The sequence below is a fragment of the Solimonas variicoloris DSM 15731 genome (assembly GCF_000382285.1).
GTDB lineage: Bacteria > Pseudomonadota > Gammaproteobacteria > Nevskiales > Nevskiaceae > Solimonas > Solimonas variicoloris.
Window position 1 is genome coordinate 108,250 of sequence record NZ_KB907929.1, and the last position, 25,027, is coordinate 133,276.

The window sequence follows — 25,027 nt, forward strand, 5'->3', positions numbered from 1 at the left end:
GATTGGGTGATGCCGACGACCTGCCGCCCATACGACCCCGACCCGCTTCTGCTGCTACCCGCGTCACTCAAGGAGTGGCTGCCGGAGCAGCACCTGGCCTATTTCATCGCCGACACCGTGGCCGCGCTGGACCTCAAGGCGTTTCACGCACGCTATGAAGGCGACGGTCGACGGCGGCAGCCGTTCGATCCGTCGATGATGGTCTAAGGTGCTGGTGTATGCCTATGCCAGCGGCGTGTTCTCGTCGCGCAAGATCGCAGGTCGTCTGGAAGAGGACGTGGCGTTTCGCGTCCTGGGCGCGGGGAATTTCCCGGCGCACCGGACGCTGCGCGAGTTTTGCCAGCTGCACCTGGCCGAGTTCTCGGCGTTGTTCGTGCAGATCGTGCAGCTGGCGCGGGAAGCCGGCCTGGTGAAACTGGGCCGGATCGGCATCGACGGCCCCAGGATCAAGGCCAACGCCAGCAAGCGCAAGGCGATGAGCGATGGCCGGATGCTGGAGCAGGAGCGGCGGCTCAAGGCCGAGATCGCGGATCTGATGAAGCAGGCCGAGGCGCAGGACACGCAGGAAGATGCGCAATTCGGTGCGGACCGGCGCGGCGACGAGCTGCCTGACGAGCTGGCGCGCCGCGAGCAGCGACTCAAAGTGATCCAGGCCGCCAAGGCGCGGCTCGAAGCCCGGCAGCACGAGCAGGACCAGAAAGACGGACGCAGCATGGACGACGACGGCCAGACGCGCGGTCCGGGTGGACGCCCCTGCAAGCGCGCCTTCGTGTGCCCGACGACAAGGCGCAGGACAACTTCACCGGTCCGCAGTCGCGGATCATGAAGACGGCCGATGGTTTTCAGCAGGGCTACAACGCCAGGCGGCGGTGGACGAAGACAGCCACCTGATGGTCGCGACGGGGTTGACGGACTGCGCGGCGGACAGCGGGCAACTGCTGCCGATGATCGAGGCGACGACGCGCAACACGGGCGCCGCACCGATGATGACGCTGGCCGACAGCGGCTATGCCAGCGAGGACAACTTCGCGACGCTGGAGGCGCGGCAACTCACGGCGTGCGTGGCGCTGGCGCGTGAAGGCAAGACGTTGCGCCCGGTTGACCCAGAGCACCACCCGGCGACGCAGCGCATGGCCGAGCGCCTGGCCACGCCCGAGGGCAAGGACCACGACCGGCGGGCAAATACATTCCCGAGCCGGTCTTCGGCTGGGTCAAACAGGCGCTGGGCTTTCGGCGATTCAGTGTCCGCGGCCGGGACGCAGTGACCGGAGAGTGGAATCTGGTATGTCTGGCGCTCAACCTGCGGCGGATGCAGCGGCTGGGATGGGTGCCGGCGTAACCGATCAAGGGGGCAACGCGCCACGCACCGCAGGCCGCCAATTCTCGACCCGCTTCGATGCGACTCGTCTGCGCCACGCGCCAGACCGATCGTCGCTTCGCGCGCACTGCCTCGCGCAAATCAAGCTCGGCTGAAATTTTCAGCCGCCCAGGCTCCTGGCGCCAGCGCCAGCGCCAGCGCCGCGTCGCGGTCGCATGCGGAACGTCGGCATGACGAGGCGGAAGTGGCGCGTGATGAACTGCAGCGCGCCCAGCACGGTCGGGCAGCTGAGCATGCCGAAGCCGACGATGCTGTGCGTGCTCGGCGTCAGCAGCCGTCCCATCTCGAAGCCGAGATCGGTGCGCGGGCTGCGCAGGTCGAGCTGCTGCACGAGCCGTTCGACGCGCGAGAAGCGGATCGTCGCGTCGGCCGCCTCCAGTGCCGCCGGCGGCGTCCCGGGCTGGATCAGCAGGTCGGCGATGTCGACGTGGTCGCGCGCCAGCATTTCGGCGAGCCGCAGGTAATACCGCACCGGCACGAGGTAGTCGATCTTCGCCATGGCTGTCGGGTCTTTCCGTGTTGTCGCATTATGACAAGCAAGTGGCGTGAAATGATAAGACCGCGATCGCTGCGCAAGGCAGCATCAAGCCCACTAGCCGATCGCCCGAACCATCGGCGCCGCCGGTCACCCGAAGAACCGGCGCAAGACAACGACAACGCGCGTCTCAGCGCGGCGGTGATTGGAGAGGAGCAGCAGCGATGCATGATTCGAGAAGCGCAGCGATGCATGATTCGAGAAGCGCGTTCGCGCAGGCTTTCGTGCGCCTCACGGAGCCGCTGATATTCAGCCGCCGTTACCTGACGCTGAGCGTGCTCGGCCTGATCACGCTGCTGCTCGCCTGGCAGGCGGCGCATCTGCGGCTCGACACCGGCTTCGAGAAGCAGCTGCCGCTCGGCCATCCCTATATCCAGGTCTACAAGCAGTACGAAAAGGAATTCGGCGGCGCCAACGTGACGCTGGTCGCCATGCGCCAGAAGTCCGGCGACATCTACAACGCCGCGTTCATGCGCACGTTGCGCGCCGCGACCGACGCCGTCTACTTATCGAGACCTTCGCGATGAGCGGCCTGTACGCGGCGTTGTTGACCTGGGCGACGCTGGCCGGATACCTGTGGCCGGCGCTGCGCCTGGTGCTGCTGCCGCAGCGGCTCGCCGTGTTCGTGCTGGCCTGGTCGTTCGACTGGCTGCCGCATCACGGCCTGCGCGACACCGCGCGCAGCAACCGCTATCAGGCGACGCGCAACCGCATCGGCCGCGAACGGCTGCTGAACCCGCTGATGCTGTGGCAGAACTACCACCTCGTCCATCATCTGCATCCGTCGATTCCGTTCTTCACGTACCGCCGCGTGTGGCTGCGCAACGAAGCGCACTACCTGGCGCAGGAGCCGCCGCTGGCGACCGCGTTCGGGCGCACGTTGACGGCGGCGGCGTATCGCCGCGCACGCGGCCTGCCGCCGCCGGCGGTCGCCGGCAGCGGGCGGCGCCTGGAGTTCCACGCGCTGCGCGTGGCGGACCTGCAGCGCCTCACCGACGACAGCGTCGCGATCCGCTTCGCGGTGCCGGACGCGCTGCGCGAGACCTTCCGCTTCGACGCCGGGCAGCACCTGACGCTGCGCGCAGTCATCGACGGCATGAGCTGCCGGCGCAGCCACTCGATCTGTTCGCCGGCGCCGGACGGGGCGCTCGCGTCGCCGTGCGCCGGGTGCCGGACGGCGTCTTCTCCGGCTATGCGCTCGAGCGCCTGCGCGTCGGCGACCGCCTCGACGTGATGCCGCCGAGCGGGCAGTTCCGCACCGCGCTCGGCGCCAGCCGCGCGCGCACGCACGTCGCGATCGCCGCCGGCAGCGGCATCACGCCGATCCTGCCGCTGGCGATGACGACGCTGGCCGCGGAGCCGCGCAGCCGCTTCGTGCTGATCTATGGCAACCGCAGCGCGGCCAGCACGATGTTCCGCGACGAGCTGCGCGAGCTGCAGCAGCAGTATCCGCAGCGTTTCGAACTGCTGCATTGCCTGTCGCGGCCGGCGGCCGGTGACAGCGCCGGACTGCTCGGCGGCGAGATCCATGGCGGGCGCATCGAACCGGCCGCGCTCGCGGCGCTACTCGGCGCGCGCGTCGCACACGGCCCAGGCGAGGTCTGGTGTTGGGACGTGACCTGGTTGCCGACCCCGGTCGTCGGTCGCTGGTTCTGCCTGTACCTGATCCTCGACATCTACAGTCGCAAGATCGTCGGTCATGAGGTTCATGAGGTCGAGGCCGCCGAGCACGCCGCGCATCTGGTCAAGCGCACCGCCCTGGCCGAAGGCGTGCACGTCAGGGAAGACGGTCCGGTCCTGCATGGCGACAACGGCGGCATTCTCAAGGCCACGACCGTGCTGGCGATGCTGCACTGGCACTGGCTCGGGATCGCGCCGTCGTACTCGCGTCCGCGCGTGTCCGGCGACAACGCCTTTGTCGAATCGCTGTTCCGTACCGCCAAGTACCGGCCCGGCTACCCGGCCAACGGCTTCAAGACGCTGGACGATGCTCGGCAGTGGGCCGAGCGCTTCGTGCACTGGTACAACCACGACCGCCGCCACAGCGGCATTCGCTACGTTGCGCCAGCGCAGCGCCACACCGGCCATGACCACGCGCGATCCTGGCCGAGCGGCACGCGCTGTATCAGGCGGCTCGCCAGCGCCATCCCCGGCGCTGGACGACAAGCACGCGGAACTGGACGCCGATCGGTGCCGTCACGCTCAATCCCGAGCGCGATGCTGTCGTGCCGATCATGCTCGCCGATATTCAGGTCGCAGCGTGAAATTTCAGGCAACAACTACCTTGACGCGTACCGCTGTCACGCCAGCATCAAGTGAATCAATCGATTTTCGAGGAGAAAGCAATGGGCAGCATTACCTTTGTCGAACACGATGGCACCGAACACACGGTGGAAATAGAACCGGGCAAGTCCTTGATGCAAACCGCCAAGGACAATGGTGTACCGGGCATCGACGGAGACTGCGGCGGTGAATGTGCCTGCGGCACCTGCCATGTGATCATCGCAGGCGATTGGATCAAGGCCACCGGGGTCGCCAGCGATGGGGAATTGCAGTTGCTGGATATGACCCCGGAGCGTGCCGATACGTCACGGCTGGCCTGCCAGATCAGCACCACTGAAGCGATGAATGGCATGGTCGTGCGTCTGCCTGAATTTCAGATGTAGCCATCCTGGCTACCCCTCCCTCACAGCAGTACGTACCAATCTTTGGAGAAGCACTATGAATATCGTTGATCTGGTGGCAGAGAAAGGCGCTGCATTCGTACCGATGCCTCTGCAAATCAAGGCTGGCCATTTCATCTACAAGGCCAAAACGAAATTGGGCATCTACGCAGAGTTCCCCGAATTCGTTGAAAAGCCGGTGCCTGATGTGGCAACGCTGGCGATAGAAGATATCGATCTCAGCAACCCGTTCCTGTACAGGCAAAATCGTTGGGAGTCCTACTACAAGCGCTTACGCGACGAGTGTCCGGTACATTTCCAGAAAAACAGCCCGTTCGGTCCGTACTGGTCCATTACCCGCTTTGAGGACATCAAGTTCGTGGACAAGCACCACGAGCTGTTTTCCGCGGAGCCGTTTATCGTCATCGGTGAGGCGCCTAAAGAGCTTTACCTTGAGATGTTCATCGCCATGGACCCCCCCAAGCACGATCTACAGCGACAGGCTGTCCAGGAGGTTGTCGCACCGAAGAATCTCAAGGAAATGGAAGGGCTGATTCGTGGCCGCACCCAGGATGTTCTGGATCACCTGCCATTAGGTAAGCCCTTCAACTGGGTGGACGATGTTTCTATAGAGCTGACCGCCAGAATGCTGGCGACGCTGCTCGACTTCCCCTACGAAGAGCGCCGAAAGCTCGTTTACTGGTCCGATCTGGCAGGTGGCGGCGCCGAGATGACGGGCGGGTCGAACGACACCGATGAGCTGTTCAGGGGCATGGCGGATATGGCCAGACACTTTACGCACCTTTGGCGTGTGAAGGAGAAGCAAGCCGCTCGGGGCGAAAGTGGTTTTGACCTGATCAGCCTGATGCAGAGCAATGACAGCACCCGGAATTTGATCGACAAGCCGATGGAATTCCTGGGCAATCTTGTGCTGTTGATCGTTGGTGGCAACGACACCACCCGGAACTCCATGAGCGGGGGTGTCTATGCCATGAATCGGTTTCCGGACGAATTCACCAAACTCAAGAACAACCCCGGTCTGATTCCGAACATGGTGTCGGAAATCATCCGCTGGCAAACGCCGCTGGCCTATATGCGCCGCATTGCGAAAGAGGACGTCGAGCTGAACGGCCAGCGTATCAAGAAGGGCGACAAGGTGGTGATGTGGTACGCCTCCGGCAACCGCGACGAACGTGCATTCGACCAACCGGATCAGTTCATCATTGATCGCGAAGGGGCTCGCAATCACCTGTCCTTTGGCTATGGTATTCACCGCTGCATGGGCAATCGTCTGGCCGAGATGCAGCTACGCATCCTCTGGGAAGAGTTGCTGGCACGTTTCGACAAGATTGAAGTGATCGGCGAACCAGAGCGCGTGCAATCCAACTTCGTGAGAGGCTATTCAAAGATGATGGTCAAACTGACCGCCAACAGGAAGGCGAGGGATGGGCATCGAAGCAGCAAATAGTGGCTCTTCGTCAGAAGCCTGAGGTAGAGAAGGGATAGCCGCCTGCGGCAAGCCCTTGTAGAGCGAAGGTTCTGAGGCTTTCGATGACGAGGACCAATGGGAGCGGCTGTCCCAGCCCAGATTCTTGGGCTACGCGGGCAAGTGGTCAATGCGGTGACGGTGGGTGGCGAGGGCGTGATTCGGGTGAGCTGTCGTCGGGATGCGCGACGGCGTCCGATCGACCCGCGCACGGGACAACGAGGTCGAGCCCATCGCTGGCGACGGCGCACGGTGTGGGACGTGCCGATGGCCGGGCATCGGGTGGCGCTGGACATCGAGTACCTGGAGATTGCCGTCGGCGCGCGCGACCGGCGGGTCGAGCACCTCGACTTCGTAGCACCTGGCCAAGGCGGGCTCGCCGGGGCCCAAGCGCATCGGCATCGACGAGATCTCGATCAAGAAGCGCCACACCTACCGCATCGTGGTCAGCGATCTCGATCGGGGCCGGCCGATCGGGTTCGGCGGCGAGGATCGCTCCGAGGCCAGCATGGCGCAGTTCTACGCCTGGCTGGGCGAGAAGAAGAGCCGCCAGATCCGGCTGGCGCTGATGGACATGTGGAAGCCGTTTCGCAAGGCCACGCAGGCCCACGCGCCGCAGGCGGCGATTCTGTTCGACAAGTTCCACGTCATGCGCCATCTGGGCGAGGCACTCGACCAGGTGCGCAAGGCCGAGTACGCGCGGCTGGAAGATGACCGAGATTCCGTACGGCGCGTGGAGCCTCGCCTTGAGCTCCGACTACGCGCAACGCGCCCGGATCCAGGTCTGGCGCGGCATGGGCGTGCTGACCGGAACCTTGGTGTTCTATGCCGTGCCGTATGCCGCCAAGGCGCTCGGCTTCACGCAAAGCACGGCACTCGACCTGCAGACGCTGTCGCTGACCGCGGTGGTCGTGCTGCTGCTGGTGCCGGTGCTCAACGCCTGGTGCCTGCTCGCGGTGCCCGGTCGCGGCAGCGCGGCGCCGCGCGAGCGCCGCGCGGCGTCGGGTTCGTTGCGCGCGTTCGCGCGCTCGATCGCCGGCAACGCGCCGCTGCTGCGCCTGCTCGTCGCCTACGTCCCGGTTTCGATCTGCTCGGGCATGGCCGGCGGGGTGGTGTACCTGTTCGCCGACGCCTATCTGCGGCAGGGCGAGCATCTGCCGGCGGTGTTCCTCATCACCGTGCCGCTGACCCTGGTCGGACTGCCATTCTGGGGCTGGCTGTGTTCGCGCTACGAGCGGCATCGCATCTGGGCGATGTCGCTGCTGTTCGGCGCCGTGCCTTGCATCGCGCTCGGCTTCGTCGGCCCCGGCCCGCATGCGCTGGCCGGGCTGATGGTCTTCTATCCGCTGACGATGTTCGCGCTCGTCGCCGTCAGCGTCGCCGTGCCGGCGATGACCGGCGACATCGTCGACTACGGGCGGCTGCGCTTCCGGCACGATCGGGCCGGCGTCTATACGGCGCTGTTCGCCTTCCTCAACAAGTCGCTGATGGGCGTGTCCGCCGCGCTCGGCCTGGCGATCGCCGGCTGGTTCGGCTTCGACGCGACGGCGACGACCCATTCCGCCGCCGAGGTCTTCGGGCTGAAGCTGGTCGCCGTCTGGATTCCGGCGCTGAGCCTGATCGCGGCGGCGGCGGTGATCTGGAACTTCCCGCTGCACCGCCAGCGCCTGCGGGTGATCGAGCGCGCGCTCGCGGCGCGGGCCGCCGGCGATGCGCGGCCCGCCTCGCGGCCGCCGACCGATGCGGCCTGAGCGCGTGGCGGACCGCAAGCCCCGTTCGCACGCGCGCCGCGATCCGGACGACTGGAGTCCCTTGCGGCGTCGCGCCGCGCCGCTGCGGGCGCGGATCGCTGTTCGTGTGCTCGCCGTTCTGGCGCGCCTCGTCGTCTGCGGGCTCGATGTCTGCGCCTGGGCGATGCCGGCACGTTTGCTCGCGCCGGTGCGCTGGCCGAAGCCGTCCGGGCCGTATGCGGTCGGCGTGCGCGATCTCGATCGGCCGGCGGCGCGGGTCTGGTATCCCGCCGTGGCCGAGACGCGCGGCACGGCGCCGCTGCTCACGGCGGCGGAAGCGGCGGCGATCCGAACCGGCAGTTCGGGCACGATCCCCGGCGCCATCCTGCGCCAGATGCAAACGGTGCGGACCGCGTCCGTGCCGGACGCGGCGCTGCTGGCGCCCGCCGGGCCGGGCTGGCCTTTGCTGATCTTCTCGCACGGGCTGGGTGGCTACGCGGCGCAGAACACCGCGCTTTGCGAGGAACTGGCGAGCCACGGCTATTTCGTCGTGGCGCTGACGCACGCGACGGGTTCGGCCGCCGCGCGGCAGGCGGACGGTTCTTACCAGGCGCTGCCGCGACAGGATCGGGCGAAGGCGCTCGATCCGTGGCTGTACGTCTGCGCCGGCCGGCGGCGCCGGGCGCGCGACCGGGCGGCGCAGGACGAGGCGTCGCGCTGCCTCGCCCGAATCGAATCGCTGCAGGTCGAGCAGGAACGCTGGGTCGCCGACATCCGGGACGCGCTGGATGGCCTCGCCGGCAGCAATGCGCCTGCGTTCATGCAGCGCCATCGCGGCGCATTCGATCTCGGCCGCGTCGGCCTGATCGGCATGTCGTTTGGCGGATCGGCGAGCGCCGCCGCCGCCTGCGTCGAGCCGCGGATCGGCGCCGTCGTCAACCTCGACGGCGGACAGATCGGTCCGGCGCTGTACGACGCGCAGATTCGCGTGCCGCTGCTCGTCATGCAGTCCGGCGCACAGCGGGCTCCCGACGGCAGCGGTCGCAACGACAGCTTCTATGAACCGATCGACAGCACCGGCCGCAGCGGCACGGTCTTGCGCTTCCGGGTCGAAGGCAGCGCGCATTTGAGCTACAGCGATCTGGTGCTGTTCGGCCGCGGCCTGCTGCGCAGGGCGCTTGGAACGGGAACGGTGACGGGCGAGCGCATGCACAGGCTCGTGGCGGGCGTGGTCCGACCGTTCTGCGATCGTTACGTGAAGGGCGATGCGACGGCGTTCGATCCGCCGGCGCTCGAAGCCGGATGGCCCGAGCTGCACCGCCATCGTCGGTCCGGCTGAACGATGCCCGCCGCCGGCGCGCGACGCGCGGCGGCCTGCTAACGTGTTGGGCCTCGTTCCGGCTGCGAGCGGGCAGCCGGCCTTGGCCATCATCGGGCAGACATGAACTTGAACACGGAGCTGAGGGTCGGCATCGACCTCGGCGGCACCAAGATCGAAGGCGTCGTCATCGGCGCGCAGGGCCGCATCGTCGCGCAGCAGCGCATCGCCACGCCGGCCGGCGATTACGCGGCGACGGTCGACGCGGTCGCGGCGCTGGCGCTGCGGCTCGAAGCGGCGGCCGGCGGTGCGGCGCTGCCGATCGGCGTCGGCACGCCGGGCGCAATGTCGGCGGCGAGCGGACGCATGAAGAACTGCAACTCGACCTGCCTCAACGGCCAGCCGTTGCTCGCCGATCTGGAAGCGCGGCTCGGGCCGCGCGTGCGCATCGCCAATGACGCGGACTGCATGACCCTGTCGGAAGCCAGCGACGGCGCGGCGGCCGGCGCGGAGGTGGTGTTCGGCGCGATCCTCGGCACCGGCGTCGGCGGCGGCATCGTCGTGCGCGGGCAACTGCTGCGCGGCGCCAATGCGATCGCCGGCGAGTGGGGCCACAACCCGCTGCCGTGGCCGCAGCCGGGCGAACTGCCGGGGCTGGCCTGCTACTGCGGACGCAGCGGCTGCATCGAGACCTGGGTATCGGGCCCCGGGCTGGCGGCCGACCACGCGCGCGTCAACGGCGTGGCGCTGCGCGGCGAAGACATCGCCGCCGCCGCTGCGGCCGGCGATGCGGCGGCGGAAGCGACGCTGCAGCGCTACGTGCAGCGCCTCGCGCGCGGACTCGCGCACATCATCAACGTGCTCGATCCGCAGGTGATCGTGCTCGGCGGCGGCCTGTCGCGCCTGCGGCGCCTGTATCGCGAGGTGCCGGAGGCGTGGAAGCCGTGGATCTTCTCCGACGAGGTGCGCACGCGCCTGCTGCCGGCGCAGTACGGCGACGCCAGCGGTGTGCGCGGCGCCGCCTGGCTGTGGCCCGGCGCGGCCTGAACGCCGGCCCCGCTCAGGGCATGGCGCGGCGTTCGGAGTAGGCGATGAAGCCTTTGGCCAGGCGATAGATCCACCACACCCACAGGCCGAACAGCAGCGCGAAACCGATCAGCACGAAGCAGAGCAGCCCGAAGACGATGCCCCACAGCAACGTCCACCAGAAGGTGCGGATCAGGTAGCGATGATGGCTGCGGATGAACGCGTTGCGCGTCTCCGAGACCTTGATGTAGCTGATGACGAGACTCGCCACCGAGGCGAGAAAGCCGGTGAACGGCGAGACCGCCTGCAGGATGTAGGCAACCAGCAGCGTGGTGCGTTCGTTCTCGCTCGCGTCCTGGCCGTCGCCGCCTTGCTGCGGGTATTCCATCGTCTCGTCGCTCGTCGCTCGTTGTTGTCGGCCCGGCCGCTCCGGTCCGCGCCGATCGCCGTATGCCTTGGATGGCGCGGCCGCGGCTCCGGTTGCAAGCGACCACGAAAAAGGCGGCCGGCGCTCGCGCCGGCCGCCTCGTGACGCGGTCCGCGGGCCTTACTTGTAGGCCTTGATGCCGTTGGCGATTTCCTCGCGTGCGGCGGCGGCGTCGCGCCAGCCGGCGACCTTCACCCACTTGCCCTTCTCGAGCTCCTTGTAGTGCTCGTAGAAGTGCTGGATTTCGTTCTTGAGGCGCTCCGGCACGTCGGCCAGATCCTTCATCGACGAGTAGTAGTGGTTGCTGACCTTGTCGGTCGGCACCGCCAGCAGCTTGGCGTCCGAGCCCTTCTCATCGGTGGTGTCGAGCACGGCGACGGCGCGGCACTTGATGACCGAGCCGGCGATGATCGGGTGCGGCGTCAGCACCAGCACGTCGACCGGGTCGCCGTCGCCGCCGAGGGTCTTCGGCACGTAGCCGTAGTTGGCCGGATAGTTCATCGCCACGTTCATGAAGCGATCGACCATCAGCAGGCCGGACTCCTTGTCCACTTCGTACTTCACCGGCGGGCCGTAGGCGGCGATTTCGATGACGACGTAGAACTCGTCCGGCGCCTTGTCGCCCGGACCCAGTGTTTCAAAACCCATGTGCGCGTTCCCTAGAGCTTGGTGATCGGATCCGAGCGCGAGCAGGCCTGTCGCGAAATCGGAACGGCGATTCTAACAAATGCAAAATGCTGGCAATTGCAAGGTTTGACGCACCGGAACCCAGCGGTTACTTTTGCCTGCCCGCGCGCCGCCCCCCTACGGCGGACAGGCGCGCGTACCAAGCATAGACAGGGTCACTCCAAAGATGAGAATCGTATTGCTGGGCGCACCGGGCTCGGGCAAGGGCACGCAGGGCGAAAAACTGGTCGCGCATTTCGGCATTCCCAAGATTTCGACCGGCGACGCGCTGCGCGCCGCGGTCGCCGCCGGCACCGAGCTCGGCAAGAAGGCCAAGGCGACGATGGACGCCGGCCAGCTGGTCGCCAATGAAATCGTCATCGGCATCGTCGAGGAGCGCCTCGGCCAGCCGGATGCGCGCAAGGGCTTCATCCTCGACGGCTTCCCGCGCAACACCGCGCAGGCCGAAGTGCTCGACGCGATGCTGGCGCGCCTCGGCCAGCCGGCGATCGACAAGGCCGTGCATCTGGCCGTCACCGACGAGGAGATCATCAAGCGCCTGCTCGATCGCGCCGAGAAGGAAGGCCGCGCCGACGACAAGGAAGACGTGATCCGCAACCGCATCAAGGTCTACAACGCCGAGACGCATCCGCTGCTCGACTACTACGAAAAGCAGGGCAAGCTCGTCACCGTGCCGGGTGTCGGCGGCCTCGAGGAAATCTTCGCGCGCATCGTCGGCGTGCTGAAGTAAGCCTTGGCGTTGCAGCAAAAAGGCCCGCATTGCGGGCCTTTTTGCTGGACGGGAATTTTCCGCAAGGACGCGCCTAGAAAAACTGCCGCAGCAGGTCGTCGCCGCACACTTCGAGACGCCAGCCGGCGAGCACCGGCACCTGTGCGGTCTCGCCGCGGCGCAGCAGTTCGACGAGGTCGGCGCGCGGCGCCAGATAACCGGGCGGCAGGCTGAGCTGCGCGGCGCGTGCCTGCACCGCGGTCTGGATCTCGCGCAGGCGCGCCTTCTGCTCGGCGCTGAGTTCTTCGTCGGCGTAGCGACGGCGCGCCGGCTCGTCGCGCGCCTCGGCGATCAGTGCCAGCAGCTGCGGGCCGTGCCGCTCCAGCGTCTTCGCCGGCAGCACGCCGAGCGCTTCGAGCTGACCCATCGACAGCGGCTGGCGTTCGGCCAGGCGGTAGACGGCATCGTCGTCGAGGATCCATTTGCGCGGCCGGTCGCGCTTCTGCGCTTCCGTCTCGCGCCACGCGGCCAGGCGTGCGGCGACGGTCTGTTCGGGAGCGCCCATGCGCGCCAGGCCGCGCAGGCGCTCCCAGGCATCCTCGGGGCGCGTCTCGTAGGTCTCCGGCTTCGACAGGCGCGCGCAGTCCTCGGCGAGCCAGCCGAGCCGGCCGCGCGCGGCCAGATCGTCCTGCAGGCGCGGGAAGATCGTCGCCAGATGCTCGACGTCGGCGGCGGCGTAGGCGAGCTCGGCTTCGCTCAGCGGGCGCCGCGCCCAGTCGGTGCGCGACAGGCTCTTGTCGAGCGTGATGCCGAGCGTGCGTTCGATCAGGCCGGCATAGCCGATCTGGTCGCCGATGCCGAGCAGGGTCGCGGCGATCTGCGTGTCGAACAGTGGCTGCGGGCACTGCCGGCGCAGCTGCACGAGGATCTCCAGATCCTGCGCGGCGGCGTGGAAGACCTTGATCGAGCCGGGCGCGTACAGCACGTCGAGCAGCGGCTCGAGCGAGGGCAGGGCCAGGGTGTCGACGCAGACGGCGTGTGCGCCGTCGCCGATCTGGATCAGGCACAGCTTCGGGTAGTAGGTGTCGACGCGGATGAATTCGGTGTCGACGGTGAGCCAGGTGCGGTGCGCCCAGCGTTCGAGGTGGGGCGCGAGGGCCTCGGGAGTTTGGATCAGCTCGGTCATGTCGTGTCGTGGTCGCGCGCGGACGGTTGGTCCGCGCGGCGCGGTGCAGACCACTAGAATATCGGCCTTCGTCACCCGCCGACCAGCCATGCTCGCTTCCATCGTCAACGCCACCCTGCGCATCCTCACTTTCCGCGCCGGTCCGCAGGACTTTCCATACGACCCGAAGCTGACGGCGCCGCTGGTGCTGCTGGCGGCGCTCGCCACCGGCCTGCAGGCGATGCCGCTGCTGCCGTTTGCCGGCGCCGTCGCGGCGGCAATCGCCACGGTCGCGGCGCTGGCCATGGCCACGCGCTTCGTGCTGCGCATGCGCCAGCTCGACGCGCGTTTCCACCAGACCTTCGCTGCGCTGCTCGCGACCAACGCGGTGCTGACGCTGCTGATCGTGCCGTTCGCATCGCAGCTGGCGCCGGCGCTGCACGAGATTTCCGCGAACCCGGCGCTGATCGAGCATCCCGAGCAGATGAAGGCGACGCTGCCGCTGGGCGTGACCTTCCTGATGCTGCTGCTGTCGTTCTGGAGCCTGCTGGTCAACGCCTCGATCTTCCGCCACGCGCTCAATGCGACCTACTTCGTCGGCCTGATGATCGCGTTCGGCGTCGCGCTGACGCTGCAGGTCTTCGTCAACGTCATCGTCAGCCTCGTGGTCGGCACGAGCGCCACCTGAGTCCGCCATGCATCTGCACATTCTCGGCATCTGCGGCACGTTCATGGCCGGCATCGCGGCGATCGCGCGCGAGGCCGGGCACAAGGTCACCGGCTCCGACGCCAACGCCTGGCCGCCGATGTCGACGCAGCTGGAGGCGCTCGGCATCACCGTGATGCAGGGTTACGAGCCGGCGCACCTGTCGCCGGTGCCGGACATCGTCGTCGTCGGCAACGTCGTCACGCGCGGCAACGCGGCGATGGAATACGTGCTCGACGGCGGCCTGCCGTACACCTCCGGCCCGCAGTGGCTCGCCGAAAACGTGCTCTACGGCCGGCACGTGCTCGCCGTCGCCGGCACGCACGGCAAGACCACGACCACCTCGCTGCTCGCCTGGCTGCTGGAGTACGCGGGCCTGGAGCCGGGCTTTCTGGTCGGCGGCGTGCCGCAGAACTTCGGCATCTCGGCGCGGCTCGGCAAGTCGAAGTATTTCGTCATCGAGGCCGACGAGTACGACACCGCATTCTTCGACAAGCGCAGCAAGTTCGTGCACTACCGGCCGCGCACGGCGATCCTCAACAACCTCGAATACGATCACGCCGACATCTTCCCGGACCTCGCCGCGATCGAGCGCCAGTTCCACCATCTGGTGCGCACCGTGCCGCGTTCCGGGCGGCTGGTCGTCAACGGGCGCAGCGAGGCGCTGACGCGCGTGCTGCAGCAGGGCTGCTGGAGCGAGGTCGTGCGCTTCGACGTGGCGCAAGGCTGGCATGCCGAGGGCGAGCCGCAGGACTACGAGCTGTTCATCGGCGCCAGCGCGCAGGGCCGCGTCAGCTCGCCGCTCGCCGGCCTGCACAACCGCACCAACACGCTGGCCGCGTTCGCCGCCGCGCAGCACGTCGGCGTGCCGCTGTCGACGCTGATCGAGGGCCTGCAATCGTTCCGCAGCGTCAAGCGCCGGCTCGAAGTGGTCGGCGAGGCCGGCGGTGTCACGGTCTACGACGATTTCGCGCACCATCCGACCGCGATCGAAGTGACGATCGACGCGCTGCGCCGCCAGCCGGGCGGGCGCGTGCTCGCGGTGCTGGAGCCGCGTTCGAACACCATGCGTCTCGGCACGCAGGCCGACGAGCTGGCGCACAGCCTGCGCGACGCCGATCTGTGCTTCGTCTACGCGCGTCCGGATCTGAAGTGGGACGCGCCGCGCGCGCTCGAACGCGTCGGCGCGCGCCTGCGCATCGCCACCGAGCTGGACGAGCTGATCGCGCGCATCGCCGCCGAGGCGCGGCCGGGCGATCGCGTGCTGGTCATGAGCAACGGTGACTTCGGCGGCATCCACGGCAAGCTGCTGCAGCGCCTGCGCGCCGGCTGAGCGCCCGTACAGGAGCGCCCGCGCCGGCGGCCGCCAGCTGCCGCTGCTGGCCGACCGCCGCGCCGGGGGATGAGCCCCCGGTGGCGTCCGTCAGCCTGCCGCGTGCAGGACGTGCTCGGCCTGCAGATCGGCGTGGTAGCTGGAGCGCACCATCGGGCCGCTGGCGACGTGCGAGAAGCCCATCTGCTCGCCGACCACGCGCAGACGCTCGAACTCTTCCGGCGTCACGTAGCGCGCCACCGGCAGATGGTTCTTCGACGGCTGCAGATACTGGCCGAGCGTCAGCATGTCGACGCCGTGCGCGCGCAGATCGCGCATCACCTGCTCGATCTCCTCGATCGTCTCGCCGAGGCCCAGCATCAGGCCGGACTTGGTCGGCACGTTCGGGTGCAGGGCCTTGAAGCGCTCGAGCAGGTCGAGCGACCACTCGTAGTCCGAGCCCGGGCGCGCCTGCTTGTAGAGACGCGGGATGGTCTCGAGGTTGTGGTTGAAGACGTCCGGCGGGTTGTCCTTGAAGATGGTCAGCGCCGGGTCCATGCGGCCGCGGAAATCCGGCACCAGCACTTCGATCGTCAGCTGCGGCGAGAGCTTGCGCGATTCGGCGATGCAGGCCGCAAAATGCGCGGCGCCGCCGTCCGGCAGGTCGTCGCGGTCGACCGAGGTGATGACGACGTAGCGCAGGCCCATGTCGCGGATCGTCTCGGCGAGGTGGCGCGGCTCGTCGGCGTCGAGCGGATTCGGCCGGCCGTGGGCGACGTCGCAGAACGGGCAGCGCCGCGTGCAGATGTCGCCCATGATCATGAACGTCGCGGTGCCCTTGCCGAAGCATTCGCCGAGGTTCGGGCAGGAGGCTTCCTCGCAGACCGTATGCAGCTTGGCGTCGCGCAGCACGTTCTTCAGGCGCGCGACTTCCGGCGTGCCCTGGCTCTTGGCGCGGATCCACGTCGGCTTGCGCAGCGGCGCGGCGGTCGCCTCGATCTTGATCGGGATGCGCGCCATCTTGTCGGCGCCGCGCAGCTTCTCGCCCTGGACCACGGGCTTGATCGCCGGCCTGTCGGTCGGCGACGCGGGATTGGAGGGGGTGGCGCTCAAGGGCGACTCCGCGTGAAACGGGGCGGCCATTGTAGCGCCAACCCGCCGGGGCACCGGCCGGGCAGGGCGCCTCAGGCCGCCAGCGCGGCCGGTACCGCCTGGTGCAGGCCCAGTTCGATTTCGATCGCCGTCTGCGCCGCCAGCGCCAGTTCGGCGCGTTCGCGGCCGCGGCTGTCGAGCGGCGGGCAGTAGATCACCTCGACCTCGATGCACGGCTCGCGCAGCACGCGCAGCACGTGGCGCAGCAGATCGTCGTCGCCGATGAACGGCGCGACGCGGCGGCCGTCGGGGGCCGGCAGATAGCGCAGCGCGACCGGCTGCACCGCGCACCTGGCTTCGATCGCCGTCGCCAGCAGGCGGGCGTGGAACGGCAGCACGCGGGTGCCGTCGGTGGTGGTGCCTTCCGGGAACAGCACGACCGCGCCGCCGCTGCGCAGGTAGACGCTGAGGCGATCGAGCAGCGGCCGCGAGCCGCCCTTGCCGCGGCGGATGTAGAAGCTGCCCGCGGCGGTCGCCAGCGAGCCGGCCAGCGGCCAGTTGCGGATCTCGGATTTGGCGATGAAGCGCAGCGGTTCGACCGAGCCCATCAGCGGGATGTCGAGCCAGGACACGTGATTGGCGACCGTCAGGTGCGCGCCTTCGGCCGGCGTGCCGCGGACCGCGATGCGCAGGCCGAGGATGCGCAGCAGGCGACGATGCCACCAGCCGGCCATGCCGAGGCGGTCGAGGCGCTCGCCGATGTCGAGCGCCACCAGCATCGCCATCAGCAGGCCGACGCCGAGGTGTGTGGCGACGCCGGTGCCGCGCCACAGCGTGCGCAGCGTGGCGAGCGATGCGTCGCGCATCAGCCGTGTTCGGGCGCCGGGGCGTCGGCGGCCGCCTGGGTCTGGCCGAGGAAGTGGCGTGCGTAGCGCGGATTCAGGTCGCTGACGTTGAGCAGCATGAACACGTCGACGCAGTTGAAGTCGCGGTCCCAGTAGGCTTCGCCGCAGGCCTTGGCGCCGAGGCTCAGGTAGGCCTTCAGCAGCGGCGGCATGCGCGGCTTCTCGGTGCTGCGGCGGTCGGCCGCCGGCATCGGAATGTACGGCCGCACGCGCTGGCTCTCCGGCGCCATGTACTGCGCGCGGATCTGATCGAGGATGGCGTGCGCCGTCGCACCGCCGTCCTCGAGGCCGATCGAGGCGCAGCCGAACAGGTAGTCGTAGCCGTGATTGACGATGTAGCTGGCGATGCCCTGCCACAGCGTCGCGATCACCGCGCCGTTGCGGTACTCGGCGTCGACGCAGGTGCGGCCGATTTCCATCACGCGGCCCGGCAGCGAATCGAGCATGGCCAGATCGAACTCGCTGGCCGAGTAGAAGCCGCCGGCCGCCGGTGCGCGCTCGCCGGTCAGGATGCGCGTGCAGGCGACGATGCGGCCGCTGTCCACATTGCGCACCGTCAGGTGGCGGCAATGCGGGTCGTACTGGTCGTGGTCGAGGCCGGCTGCGCCGCCGTCGATGTCGGCGCCGAGTTCGCCGGCGAAGATCCGGTAGCGCAGCTTCTGCGTCTCGCGGATTTCCTCGGCCGTTTCGGCGAAACGGACCTCGAAGCGCGCGCGGCGCGGCAGATCACCATCAATGCGTGTCGACATGGGCGTCGTTCCTTTGCGGATGGCGCGCACTCTAGGTAGCGGTGTTTGTTGCCATGTGACGGTGGCATTTCAGAACGATGACGACGTTCGCGCCTGGCCGCGGCGCTGTCGGCCTGCAAGAGGGTTCGGGGTGCGCTGCGGGGAATGGCCATGCGGCGAGCGCTGGCGCTGGGGCTGCCGTGGGGGGTCGGCGGCGGCGCGGCTCGCGAACTTGCGCTTCGCCGATGCTTGCCCGCCGGCCGCAGATGCCGATGCGGCGGAGCTGCGTGTGCGGATGACGATCGCCGCGGACGGTCGTGTGCCGGTCGCGAGCGTGCCGGCGTCCTTCACGCCCGGACGACCGGGGCCCGGTGCCGGCGGCCTGGCGGCGATGGCGCTTCGTGCCGGCCGGCCGGGATCAGCGTCCGGTGCAGCGCGAGGACATCGCCGGCTTTCCCTTCACGTCGGCGGGGCTGCGAAGCGCCGGCCTATCGTCGGGGGCCGGGCCCCGAACACGGGTGCCGCCGCGCCGCGATGGTGAGCCGGGCGACGTGCGCGCCGGCGCGGTGCTGCGCTTCGCGGCGGACGCCCCGGTGCGCGCGCGGCCGGCTGCCGGCCGTGCCGCGTCAATCCGCGGACGGCTTGAACCAGCCCGGATGGGCGTCCGGCGTGGTCCACAGGCGGCGGTGCAGGTGCGACAGCGCGGCAGCGTCGAGCAGCAGGGCATTGCGCTCGGGGTCCTTGAGCGTCGCCGGATCGCGCCGGGCGGCGGCGTCGGCGAGGTTCATCAGCTGCCGCGGCGCGCGCCTGCCGAGCTTGGCGCGGCGGCGGCCGATCAGGCTGAGCAGCGCGTTCGCGGCCGGCTCGCGGGCGGCGCGCACGAAGTCCGGATAGTCCGGCGCGCGGCGCAGGCCGGCCTTCAGCCAGCGCAGTTCGCGCGGCGTGATCGACTCTTCCGGAATCAGGAACAGGCGCTGCTCGCGTGCCCAGCGCCCGAGCGTGGCACGCGAGCTCCACACCGACAGCGGGATGGCGATGACCAGGCTGCCGGCGACCGGCAGCAGCCACCACAGGAACTTCGGATTCAGCCAGTAGACGAGGCCGAGCCAGGCCAGGCCGAGCAGCGTGCCGCCGCCGTGGCGCAGCGCCGCCTGGCTCCACGGCGTGGCCGCATCCTCGCGCGGCGGCGATTTCCACTGCACGGCGATGCCGAGCAGTGCCGAGACCACGTACTGCGTATGGAACAGCATGCGGATCGGCGCCAGCAGCGCCGAGAACAGCATTTCGGCGGCGAGACTCGCCGCCAGGCGCAGGCGGCCGCCGTACGGGCGCACGACTTCGTGGCGCACGATCAGCAGCAGCGCCGACAGGATCTTCGGCAGGAACAGCAGCGTCATGGTGCCGGCGAACAGGCGGATCGCCCATTCCGGATGCCATTCCGGCCAGCTCGGGAACAGCTGGTAGGGCTGCGTGAAGTAGGTCGGCTCCGTCTTCATGAAGACGAACAGCAGCGCCGTCGACAGCGCCAGGAAGATGAACCACAGCGGCGCCGAGAGATACGCCATCACGCCGGTCATGAACACCGCGCGGTGCGCCGGATGCAGGCCCTGGGTGAAGAACAGCTTGAAGTTCTGCAGATTGCCCTGGCACCAGCGCTGGTCGCGCTTGAGCTCGTCGAGCAGGGTCGGCGGCATTTCCTCGTAGCTGCCCGGCAGGTCGTAGGCGATCCACACGCTCCAGCCGGCGCGACGCATCAGCGCGGCCTCGACGAAGTCGTGGGACAGGATCTCGCCCGACAGGCCGCCGCGGCCCGGCAGGCGGCCGAGCGCGCAGTGCTGCATGAACGGCGCGACGCGGATGATCGCGTTGTGGCCCCAGTAATGGCTCTCGCCGAGCTGCCAGAAGTGCAGGCCGGCGGTGAACAGCGGGCCGTAGACGCGCGTCGCGAACTGCTGAATGCGCGAGTACAGGGTCTCGCGGCCGGCCGCTTTCGGCGCGGTCTGGATGATGCCGGCGTTCGGGTTGGCTTCCATCAGCTGCACGAGGCGCTTCAGGCACTCGCCGGACATCACGCTGTCGGCGTCGAGGATGACCATGTGCTGGTACTTGCTGCCCCAGCGCCGGCACCAGTCGGCGACGTTGCCGGACTTCTTCTTGATGCGGTGCATGCGGCGCCGGTAGAAGATGCGCCCGAAGCCGTTGACGGCCCGGCACAGGTGCAGCCAGGCCGCCGCCTCGGCGGCGCGTGCGTCGGCCTTGCCGCTGTCGGACAGGATGTAAAAGTCGAACGAATCGAGCAGCCCGGCGCGGCCGACCGAGTCGTAGGTGGCGCGCAGGCCGGCGAACACGCGGGCGACGTCCTCGTTGCAGATCGGCACGAGGATCGCGGTGTTGCGGCCCGGCGCCAGCGGCGTGTCGGGCGCGGCGGTTGCCGAGATCGAATACTTGTCGCGGCCGGTCAGCAGCACGAAGAAGCCGAACACCGCGGTCCAGAAGCCGGCCGAGATCCACGCGAACAGCACCGCGTACAGCGACAGACTGGCGAGTTCGAGCCAGTGCCGGCCCTTGTACGGCAGCACCGCCGACATCAGGTAGGTCGCGCCGATCGTCTGCGCGACGATCAGCGTCACCAGCAGCAGGCGGCGCAGCGACGCCGAGCCCTGCCAGCGCGTCTGCGCCGGGCCCAGCACCTTGGCCTTCGGCGCTTCGGGCGCGACGCCGCCGCGCGGCGTCAGGCCGGCGCCGCCGCCCTGGGCGCGCCGCGCGAGCCAGCGCCACAGGCGGCGGATCGGGTTGTGGTTCCACGGCACCGGCGCCATCGACGCGCGCAGCAGCGGCGGCGTGGTCGCCAGGCGCGCCCGGTAGTCCGGCGGCTGCAGCACGCTGTCGAGTTCGGCATCGCCGGGCAGCGGCGGCGTCAGGCTCAGCTGGAGGCGGGCGTAGCTCGAATGCAGCGTGGCGAGGTCACCGTCCTCGTCGCGGGTGTCGGCGAGCGCGTTCTGGGCGGCGACGAAGCGCGCGTCGTCGCTCGCCGCCGGGACGCCGTCGGGCGGGGTCGCGAGCGCCGGTTCGACGCGCGCGCGCGCGGCGCGCGGCAGCTCGTCCAGATATTGATCGAGCCGGGACAGGGCCGGCGGCGCGGAAGCCGATGATGGCCCGGACGATGGTCCGGAGCCCGGGGCGGAAACCTGGTTCACGTTATCCCTGAGAAGCGCTGCCCCGGCGCGGGGCTGTCGACGGTTCCGCGCCGACCACGGCGTCGACGCAGGCCGTCGAGTTTAAAGGCAATGCCGGCCGCTGCCGAGCCCCGCCGCGGCGTCGCGCACCGCGCTGAAGCGGCGATGAATCGCCTTGCCGGGCGGCGCCCGGCGTCAGCGCGGTTCCGGCGGCAGGATGTAGGCCCAGGTCTCGGAGATGTTGTCGTCGCCGTTGCGCAGCACCGCGCGCATTTCCAGCGGCTTGGCGTCGTCGGCGCGGCGCACGCGCATGATCACGCGCCAGCCGCCGGTGACGTCGTTGCGGACCAGCTGGCGCTCGAGGATTTCGCCGTTGTCGCTGATCCACAGGCCGGCGACCGGCTTCTGGTCGGGCTTCAGGAATTCGAGTGGGCCGCCCTGGAAGTCGACGATGTAGCGCAGCGAGTTGTCGGTATCGCGGCCGACGCCGCCACGGTCGCGACGGGTCTGCGCGACCCAGGCCAGCGGCGGCCGGGTTTCCTGGTTGGCCTGCCAGAACAGTGTGTATTCGAGATCCATCGTGCCGCCGGCGTGCGGTCCCTGCTCGGGCACCCAGTAGGCGACGACGTTGTCGTTGGTCGCGTCCTTGGTCGGGATCTGCACCAGCTCGACGCGGCCGCGGCCCCAGTCGCCCTTCGGCACCACCCAGACGCTCGGCTTGCGGTCGTAGCGCGTGTCGAGATCCTCGTAGTGCGCGAAGTCGCGGTCGCGCTGCATCAGGCCGAAGCCGCGCGGGCTGCTGGCGCCGAACGAGGTGATCAGCAGGCGCTTGGGATTGACCAGCGGCCGCCAGATCCACTCGCCGTCGGTCTGCACCGACAGGCCCTCGGAATCGTGCACCTCGGGGCGATAGTCGTCGGTCGCCGGCGGCTGGTGCGAGGCGTACAGGAACATGCTGGTCAGCGGCGCGATGCCGAGCTTGCCGACGCCGTCGCGGAAATACAGGCGCGACTTGACCTCGGTGGCGGTGGAGTCGCCGGGGCGGACCTTGAAGCGGTAGGCGCCGGACACGCGGCGCGAATCGAGCAGGGCGTAGATCGTCAGCTCGCGGTCTTCCGGGCGCGGCCATTCGATCCAGAACTCGCGGAACACCGGGAATTCCTCGCCGGACAGCTCGCCGGTGTCGATCGCCAGGCCGCGGGCCGATTCCCCGTAGACCTGGTTCTTGCCGAGCGCACGGAAAAAGCTGGCGCCCTGGAAGGCGATCAGCTCGTCGCGCACGTTCTTGTCGTTGAGCGGGAAGTGCACGCGAAAGCCGGCGAAGCCGAGGTCGCGCAGCTTGTCCGGATCGATGTTGTTGCGGCCGTAGTCGAAGTTCTCGGGCTGGAACGGGATCTTGCGAACGCCGTCGGCGGTGACCAGATTGAGCTTGACGATCTGATTGAAGTACAGGCCCGGGTGATAGAACTGCACCTCGAACGGCAGCTTGTTGCTGCGCCACAGCGCCCGGTCGGCCTTGTAGCGGATTTCCTTGTACTGATCGTAGTTCAGATCGGTCAGCGGCTTCGGCAGCGGCGTGTCGGGGCGCACGTAGGGCTTGCCGGCGAGTTCCTTCGCGCGGCGTGCCACGTCGTTGAAATCGAAGGCCAGGGCCGCCTGGCTGAACGTCGCCAGGATCAGCAAACCACCGAGCAATGCCTTGCGTGCCATCACATTCCGTCGTTCGATTGGGGGGGCGTCTGCGGCGGCGCCGCGGTGGCCTGCTCGAAGAGCGGCCGCATGCGGTTGACCAGCAGGCAGAACAGGTCCGCGGTCCGTTCGGCGTCGTAGATCGCCGAATGCGCCGATTCCGCATCGTAACCGAGCCGCACCGCCTGCAGGGCCCGTGCCAGGACCGTCTGGCCGAGCGCGGCGCCGGCCAGCGTCGCCGTGTCGAACACGCTGAACGGGTGGAACGGGTTGCGCTTGTAGCCGGTGCGGGCGACCGCGGCGTTGATGAAGCCGAGGTCGAAGTGGGCGTTGTGGCCGACCAGGATCGCGCGCGTGCAGCCGTTCTCGGAGACCGCGCGGCGGATCGGCCGGAACACGTGGTCGAGCGCGTCCTTCTCGGCCATCGCCAGGCGCAGCGGGCTGTCGATGCGGATGCCGGTGATTTCCAGCGCGGCCTTCTCGATGTTGGCGCCCGGGAACGGCGTGACGTGCGCGAACGCGGTTTCCCGGCGCACCAGATCGCCGTGCTCGTCGATGCCGAGGATCACCGCGGCGACTTCGAGCAGCGCGTCGGTCTGCGCGTTGAAGCCGCCGGTCTCGACGTCGACCACCACCGGCAGGAAGCCACGGAAACGCTGGCCGATCTTGAATTTCCGCTCGGCGGGTTTGTCGGCGACCGTCTCGCTGCTCGTGGACATCGTGTTCTTTGGGGGCGATAACGCGGATTCAGGTGCCGCTCGCGCCGGCGCGGGCCGGCTGCAGCGGCGCCGTTCGGCACGGCGCGGCGGCGACAGCCGCGGCGGGCATCGGCGGAACGGGCGGCGTCATCGGCTCTCCTCGGCGTGGACCGCGGCTGCGGGGCTGGGCTGCGCATGATACCGGCTTCGTCGCGAGGGCAGGGCGCCCGCGCCCGCAGCGTTGCCGGCCTGAACGGCCGCTGTCGTGGCGTGAAAGTCCTATAATCGCGCCCCGGCCCGGGGCGCCTCACGGCCGCTCCTGTTCCGGATCTCTCGCCTCCCGTTCGTCTGACGACCCATGAGCAAGCAAAGTTCCTCGCGCCGCAAGATCGCGCTCGCCTATTCCGGCGGCCTCGATACCTCCGTCATCCTCAAGTGGCTGCAGGACACCTACGACGCCGAGGTCGTGACCTTCACCGCCGACATCGGCCAGGGCGAGGAGCTCGACCACGTGCGCCCGAAGGCGCAGCAGTTCGGCGTCAAGGAAATCTTCATCGACGATCTGCGCGAGGAATTCGCGCGCGACTTCGTGTTCCCGATGTTCCGCGCCAACGCCCTGTACGAGGGCGAGTACCTGCTCGGCACCTCGATCGCGCGGCCGCTGATCGCCAAGCGTCTGGTCGAGATCGCCCGCGAGACCGGCTGCGACTCGATCAGCCATGGCGCCACCGGCAAGGGCAACGACCAGGTCCGTTTCGAGCTCGGCGCCTACGCGCTGTGGCCGGAGGTCAAGGTCATCGCGCCGTGGCGCGAGTGGGATCTGAACTCGCGCGAGAAGCTGCTCGCCTACGCCGCCCAGCACAACATCCCGATCGCCAAGAAGAAGGACGGCGGCTCGCCGTACTCGATGGATGCCAACGCGCTGCACATCTCTTACGAGGGCGGCGGCCTCGAGGATCCGTGGTGGTCGCCGGACGACAGCATCTGGCGCTGGACCAAGAACCCCGAGGATGCGCCGAACGAGGCGCAGGTCATCACGATCGAGTTCGAGAAGGGCGACGCGGTGGCCGTCGACGGCGTGCGCGGCACGCCGTTCCAGATCCTCGACCGCCTCAACAAGCTCGGCAGCGAACACGGCATCGGCCGTCTCGATCTGGTCGAGAACCGCTACGTCGGCATCAAGAGCCGTGGCTGCTACGAAACGCCGGGCGGCACGATCCTGCTCAAGGCGCACCGCGCGATCGAGTCGCTGACGCTCGACCGCGAGCAGGCGCACCTCAAGGACGAGCTGATGCCGAAGTACGCCAGCCTGATCTACAACGGCTACTGGTGGAGCCCCGAGCGGCGCGCGCTGCAGGCGCTGATCGACAACACCCAGGAGCGCGTCAACGGCGAAGTGCGCCTCAAGCTCTACAAGGGCGCCGTCTACAATCTCGGCCGCCGCTCGAAGGACTCGCTGTTCGACGCCACGCTGTCGACCTTCGAGGACGACCGCGGCGCCTACAACCAGAAGGACGCGGAGGGCTTCATTCGCCTGAATGGCCTGCGCCTGCGCACTGGCGCCAAGCGCGACCAGCGCTGAACGCTGAGGTGCAGC

The 25,027-nt window shown here is 68.6% G+C and carries 20 protein-coding genes and 4 pseudogenes; 14 read left to right on the forward strand and 10 right to left on the reverse strand.

What is annotated here, in order from left to right; genetic code table 11:
• Positions 1-9 precede the first annotated feature (9 nt).
• Positions 10-1,339: pseudogene (locus H149_RS20240) on the forward strand (transposase).
• Positions 1,340-1,478: 139 nt separating this feature from the next.
• On the opposite strand, the gene H149_RS0108170 reads toward H149_RS20240, so the two are convergent.
• Positions 1,479-1,877, reverse strand: coding sequence for an AraC family transcriptional regulator ligand-binding domain-containing protein (locus tag H149_RS0108170; protein WP_020649258.1), 399 nt, complete (start codon positions 1,875-1,877; stop codon positions 1,479-1,481).
• Positions 1,878-2,313: 436 nt separating this feature from the next.
• On the opposite strand from H149_RS0108170, the gene H149_RS20245 reads away from it, so the two are divergent.
• The 9 genes and pseudogenes from H149_RS20245 to H149_RS0108220 all read left to right on the forward strand — a co-directional run bounded on the left by H149_RS20245 (position 2,314) and on the right by H149_RS0108220 (position 10,157).
• Complete coding sequence (locus H149_RS20245) at positions 2,314-3,147, forward strand: fatty acid desaturase (protein WP_245540487.1); 834 nt, start codon at positions 2,314-2,316, stop codon at positions 3,145-3,147.
• A pseudogene (locus H149_RS24210) lies at positions 3,147-3,404 on the forward strand (ferredoxin reductase domain-containing protein); the annotation flags it as partial. The gene H149_RS20245 and the pseudogene H149_RS24210, both read left to right, overlap by 1 nt.
• A gap of 36 nt (positions 3,405-3,440) precedes the next feature.
• Positions 3,441-4,177 (forward strand): annotated as a pseudogene (locus H149_RS20250) (transposase); the annotation flags it as partial.
• Positions 4,178-4,258: 81 nt separating this feature from the next.
• The gene (locus H149_RS0108190; protein WP_020649260.1) at positions 4,259-4,579 is read left to right on the forward strand and encodes a 2Fe-2S iron-sulfur cluster-binding protein; all 321 of its coding nucleotides are present in this window, start codon (positions 4,259-4,261) and stop codon (positions 4,577-4,579) included.
• A gap of 55 nt (positions 4,580-4,634) precedes the next feature.
• A complete protein-coding gene (locus tag H149_RS20255; protein WP_051101823.1) occupies positions 4,635-6,044 on the forward strand; it encodes a cytochrome P450 in 1,410 nt (469 codons plus the stop codon).
• Positions 6,045-6,504: 460 nt separating this feature from the next.
• Positions 6,505-6,726 (forward strand): annotated as a pseudogene (locus tag H149_RS24355) (transposase); the annotation flags it as partial.
• Positions 6,727-6,772: 46 nt separating this feature from the next.
• Complete coding sequence (locus H149_RS0108210) at positions 6,773-7,813, forward strand: MFS transporter (RefSeq protein ID WP_020649264.1); 1,041 nt, start codon at positions 6,773-6,775, stop codon at positions 7,811-7,813.
• A 106-nt stretch (positions 7,814-7,919) separates the two neighbouring features.
• Positions 7,920-9,131 (forward strand): alpha/beta hydrolase, encoded by a 1,212-nt coding sequence (locus H149_RS0108215; RefSeq protein ID WP_026352989.1) that lies wholly within the window; start codon positions 7,920-7,922, stop codon positions 9,129-9,131.
• Positions 9,132-9,233: 102 nt separating this feature from the next.
• Entirely contained in the window at positions 9,234-10,157 is a 924-nt protein-coding gene (locus H149_RS0108220) for an ROK family protein (protein ID WP_020649265.1), read from the forward strand.
• Positions 10,158-10,170: 13 nt separating this feature from the next.
• On the opposite strand, the gene H149_RS0108225 is transcribed toward H149_RS0108220, so the two are convergent.
• On the reverse strand, positions 10,171-10,524 hold the full coding sequence (locus H149_RS0108225; RefSeq protein WP_020649266.1) for a DUF4870 family protein: 354 nt from the start codon (positions 10,522-10,524) through the stop codon (positions 10,171-10,173).
• A 159-nt stretch (positions 10,525-10,683) separates the two neighbouring features.
• Positions 10,684-11,211: an inorganic diphosphatase gene (ppa, locus tag H149_RS0108230; protein WP_020649267.1), complete on the reverse strand. Its 528-nt coding sequence runs from the start codon at positions 11,209-11,211 to the stop codon at positions 10,684-10,686.
• Between the two features lie 205 nt (positions 11,212-11,416).
• Between ppa and H149_RS0108235 the strand changes: the two genes are divergently transcribed.
• On the forward strand, positions 11,417-11,980 hold the full coding sequence (locus tag H149_RS0108235; protein WP_026352992.1) for an adenylate kinase: 564 nt from the start codon (positions 11,417-11,419) through the stop codon (positions 11,978-11,980).
• Positions 11,981-12,053: 73 nt separating this feature from the next.
• Here H149_RS0108235 and rnd read toward each other — a convergent pair whose 3' ends face one another.
• On the reverse strand, positions 12,054-13,145 hold the full coding sequence (gene rnd / locus H149_RS0108240) for a ribonuclease D (protein WP_020649269.1): 1,092 nt from the start codon (positions 13,143-13,145) through the stop codon (positions 12,054-12,056).
• An 88-nt stretch (positions 13,146-13,233) separates the two neighbouring features.
• Here rnd and H149_RS0108245 point away from each other — a divergent pair, with 88 nt between their 5' ends.
• Entirely contained in the window at positions 13,234-13,812 is a 579-nt protein-coding gene (locus H149_RS0108245) for a hypothetical protein (RefSeq protein ID WP_020649270.1), read from the forward strand.
• A 7-nt stretch (positions 13,813-13,819) separates the two neighbouring features.
• Positions 13,820-15,163, forward strand: a complete 1,344-nt coding sequence (gene mpl / locus H149_RS0108250) for a UDP-N-acetylmuramate:L-alanyl-gamma-D-glutamyl-meso-diaminopimelate ligase (protein ID WP_020649271.1) — start codon at positions 13,820-13,822, stop codon at positions 15,161-15,163.
• A gap of 90 nt (positions 15,164-15,253) precedes the next feature.
• Here mpl and lipA read toward each other — a convergent pair whose 3' ends face one another.
• The 6 genes from lipA to rnt form a co-directional block, all read right to left on the reverse strand.
• Entirely contained in the window at positions 15,254-16,255 is a 1,002-nt protein-coding gene (lipA, locus tag H149_RS0108255; RefSeq protein WP_366507679.1) for a lipoyl synthase, read from the reverse strand.
• Positions 16,256-16,326: 71 nt separating this feature from the next.
• Positions 16,327-17,100 carry a lysophospholipid acyltransferase family protein gene (locus H149_RS0108260; RefSeq protein WP_020649273.1) on the reverse strand — a complete coding sequence of 258 codons (774 nt, stop codon included), beginning with the start codon at positions 17,098-17,100 and terminating at the stop codon, positions 16,327-16,329.
• Positions 17,100-17,888 carry a GNAT family N-acetyltransferase gene (locus H149_RS0108265; protein ID WP_020649274.1) on the reverse strand — a complete coding sequence of 263 codons (789 nt, stop codon included), beginning with the start codon at positions 17,886-17,888 and terminating at the stop codon, positions 17,100-17,102. The genes H149_RS0108260 and H149_RS0108265 overlap by 1 nt, the downstream gene beginning before the upstream one ends.
• Before the next feature lie 605 nt (positions 17,889-18,493).
• Positions 18,494-21,064 carry a glucans biosynthesis glucosyltransferase MdoH gene (mdoH, locus tag H149_RS0108270; RefSeq protein WP_020649275.1) on the reverse strand — a complete coding sequence of 857 codons (2,571 nt, stop codon included), beginning with the start codon at positions 21,062-21,064 and terminating at the stop codon, positions 18,494-18,496.
• A 174-nt stretch (positions 21,065-21,238) separates the two neighbouring features.
• Positions 21,239-22,753 (reverse strand): glucan biosynthesis protein G, encoded by a 1,515-nt coding sequence (locus H149_RS0108275; RefSeq protein WP_020649276.1) that lies wholly within the window; start codon positions 22,751-22,753, stop codon positions 21,239-21,241.
• Positions 22,753-23,451, reverse strand: a complete 699-nt coding sequence (rnt, locus tag H149_RS20260; protein ID WP_020649277.1) for a ribonuclease T — start codon at positions 23,449-23,451, stop codon at positions 22,753-22,755. The genes H149_RS0108275 and rnt overlap by 1 nt, the downstream gene beginning before the upstream one ends.
• Before the next feature lie 337 nt (positions 23,452-23,788).
• Between rnt and H149_RS0108285 the strand changes: the two genes are divergently transcribed.
• Positions 23,789-25,012 (forward strand): argininosuccinate synthase, encoded by a 1,224-nt coding sequence (locus H149_RS0108285; RefSeq protein ID WP_020649278.1) that lies wholly within the window; start codon positions 23,789-23,791, stop codon positions 25,010-25,012.
• Positions 25,013-25,027 lie beyond the last annotated feature (15 nt).

Excerpts from the sequence above, each read along its gene's own strand:
- H149_RS0108170 (WP_020649258.1), bottom strand. The coding sequence starts at position 1,877 with ATGGCGAAGATCGACTACCTCGTGCCGGTGCGGTATTACCTGCGGCTC.
- H149_RS0108190 (WP_020649260.1), top strand. The coding sequence starts at position 4,259 with ATGGGCAGCATTACCTTTGTCGAACACGATGGCACCGAACACACGGTG.
- H149_RS20255 (WP_051101823.1), top strand. The coding sequence starts at position 4,635 with ATGAATATCGTTGATCTGGTGGCAGAGAAAGGCGCTGCATTCGTACCG.
- H149_RS0108210 (WP_020649264.1), top strand. The coding sequence starts at position 6,773 with ATGACCGAGATTCCGTACGGCGCGTGGAGCCTCGCCTTGAGCTCCGAC.
- H149_RS0108220 (WP_020649265.1), top strand. The coding sequence starts at position 9,234 with ATGAACTTGAACACGGAGCTGAGGGTCGGCATCGACCTCGGCGGCACC.
- H149_RS0108225 (WP_020649266.1), bottom strand. The coding sequence starts at position 10,524 with ATGGAATACCCGCAGCAAGGCGGCGACGGCCAGGACGCGAGCGAGAAC.
- ppa (WP_020649267.1), bottom strand. The coding sequence starts at position 11,211 with ATGGGTTTTGAAACACTGGGTCCGGGCGACAAGGCGCCGGACGAGTTC.
- H149_RS0108235 (WP_026352992.1), top strand. The coding sequence starts at position 11,417 with ATGAGAATCGTATTGCTGGGCGCACCGGGCTCGGGCAAGGGCACGCAG.
- rnd (WP_020649269.1), bottom strand. The coding sequence starts at position 13,145 with ATGACCGAGCTGATCCAAACTCCCGAGGCCCTCGCGCCCCACCTCGAA.
- H149_RS0108245 (WP_020649270.1), top strand. The coding sequence starts at position 13,234 with ATGCTCGCTTCCATCGTCAACGCCACCCTGCGCATCCTCACTTTCCGC.
- mpl (WP_020649271.1), top strand. The coding sequence starts at position 13,820 with ATGCATCTGCACATTCTCGGCATCTGCGGCACGTTCATGGCCGGCATC.
- H149_RS0108260 (WP_020649273.1), bottom strand. The coding sequence starts at position 17,100 with ATGCGCGACGCATCGCTCGCCACGCTGCGCACGCTGTGGCGCGGCACC.
- H149_RS0108265 (WP_020649274.1), bottom strand. The coding sequence starts at position 17,888 with ATGTCGACACGCATTGATGGTGATCTGCCGCGCCGCGCGCGCTTCGAG.
- H149_RS0108275 (WP_020649276.1), bottom strand. The coding sequence starts at position 22,753 with ATGGCACGCAAGGCATTGCTCGGTGGTTTGCTGATCCTGGCGACGTTC.
- rnt (WP_020649277.1), bottom strand. The coding sequence starts at position 23,451 with ATGTCCACGAGCAGCGAGACGGTCGCCGACAAACCCGCCGAGCGGAAA.
- H149_RS0108285 (WP_020649278.1), top strand. The coding sequence starts at position 23,789 with ATGAGCAAGCAAAGTTCCTCGCGCCGCAAGATCGCGCTCGCCTATTCC.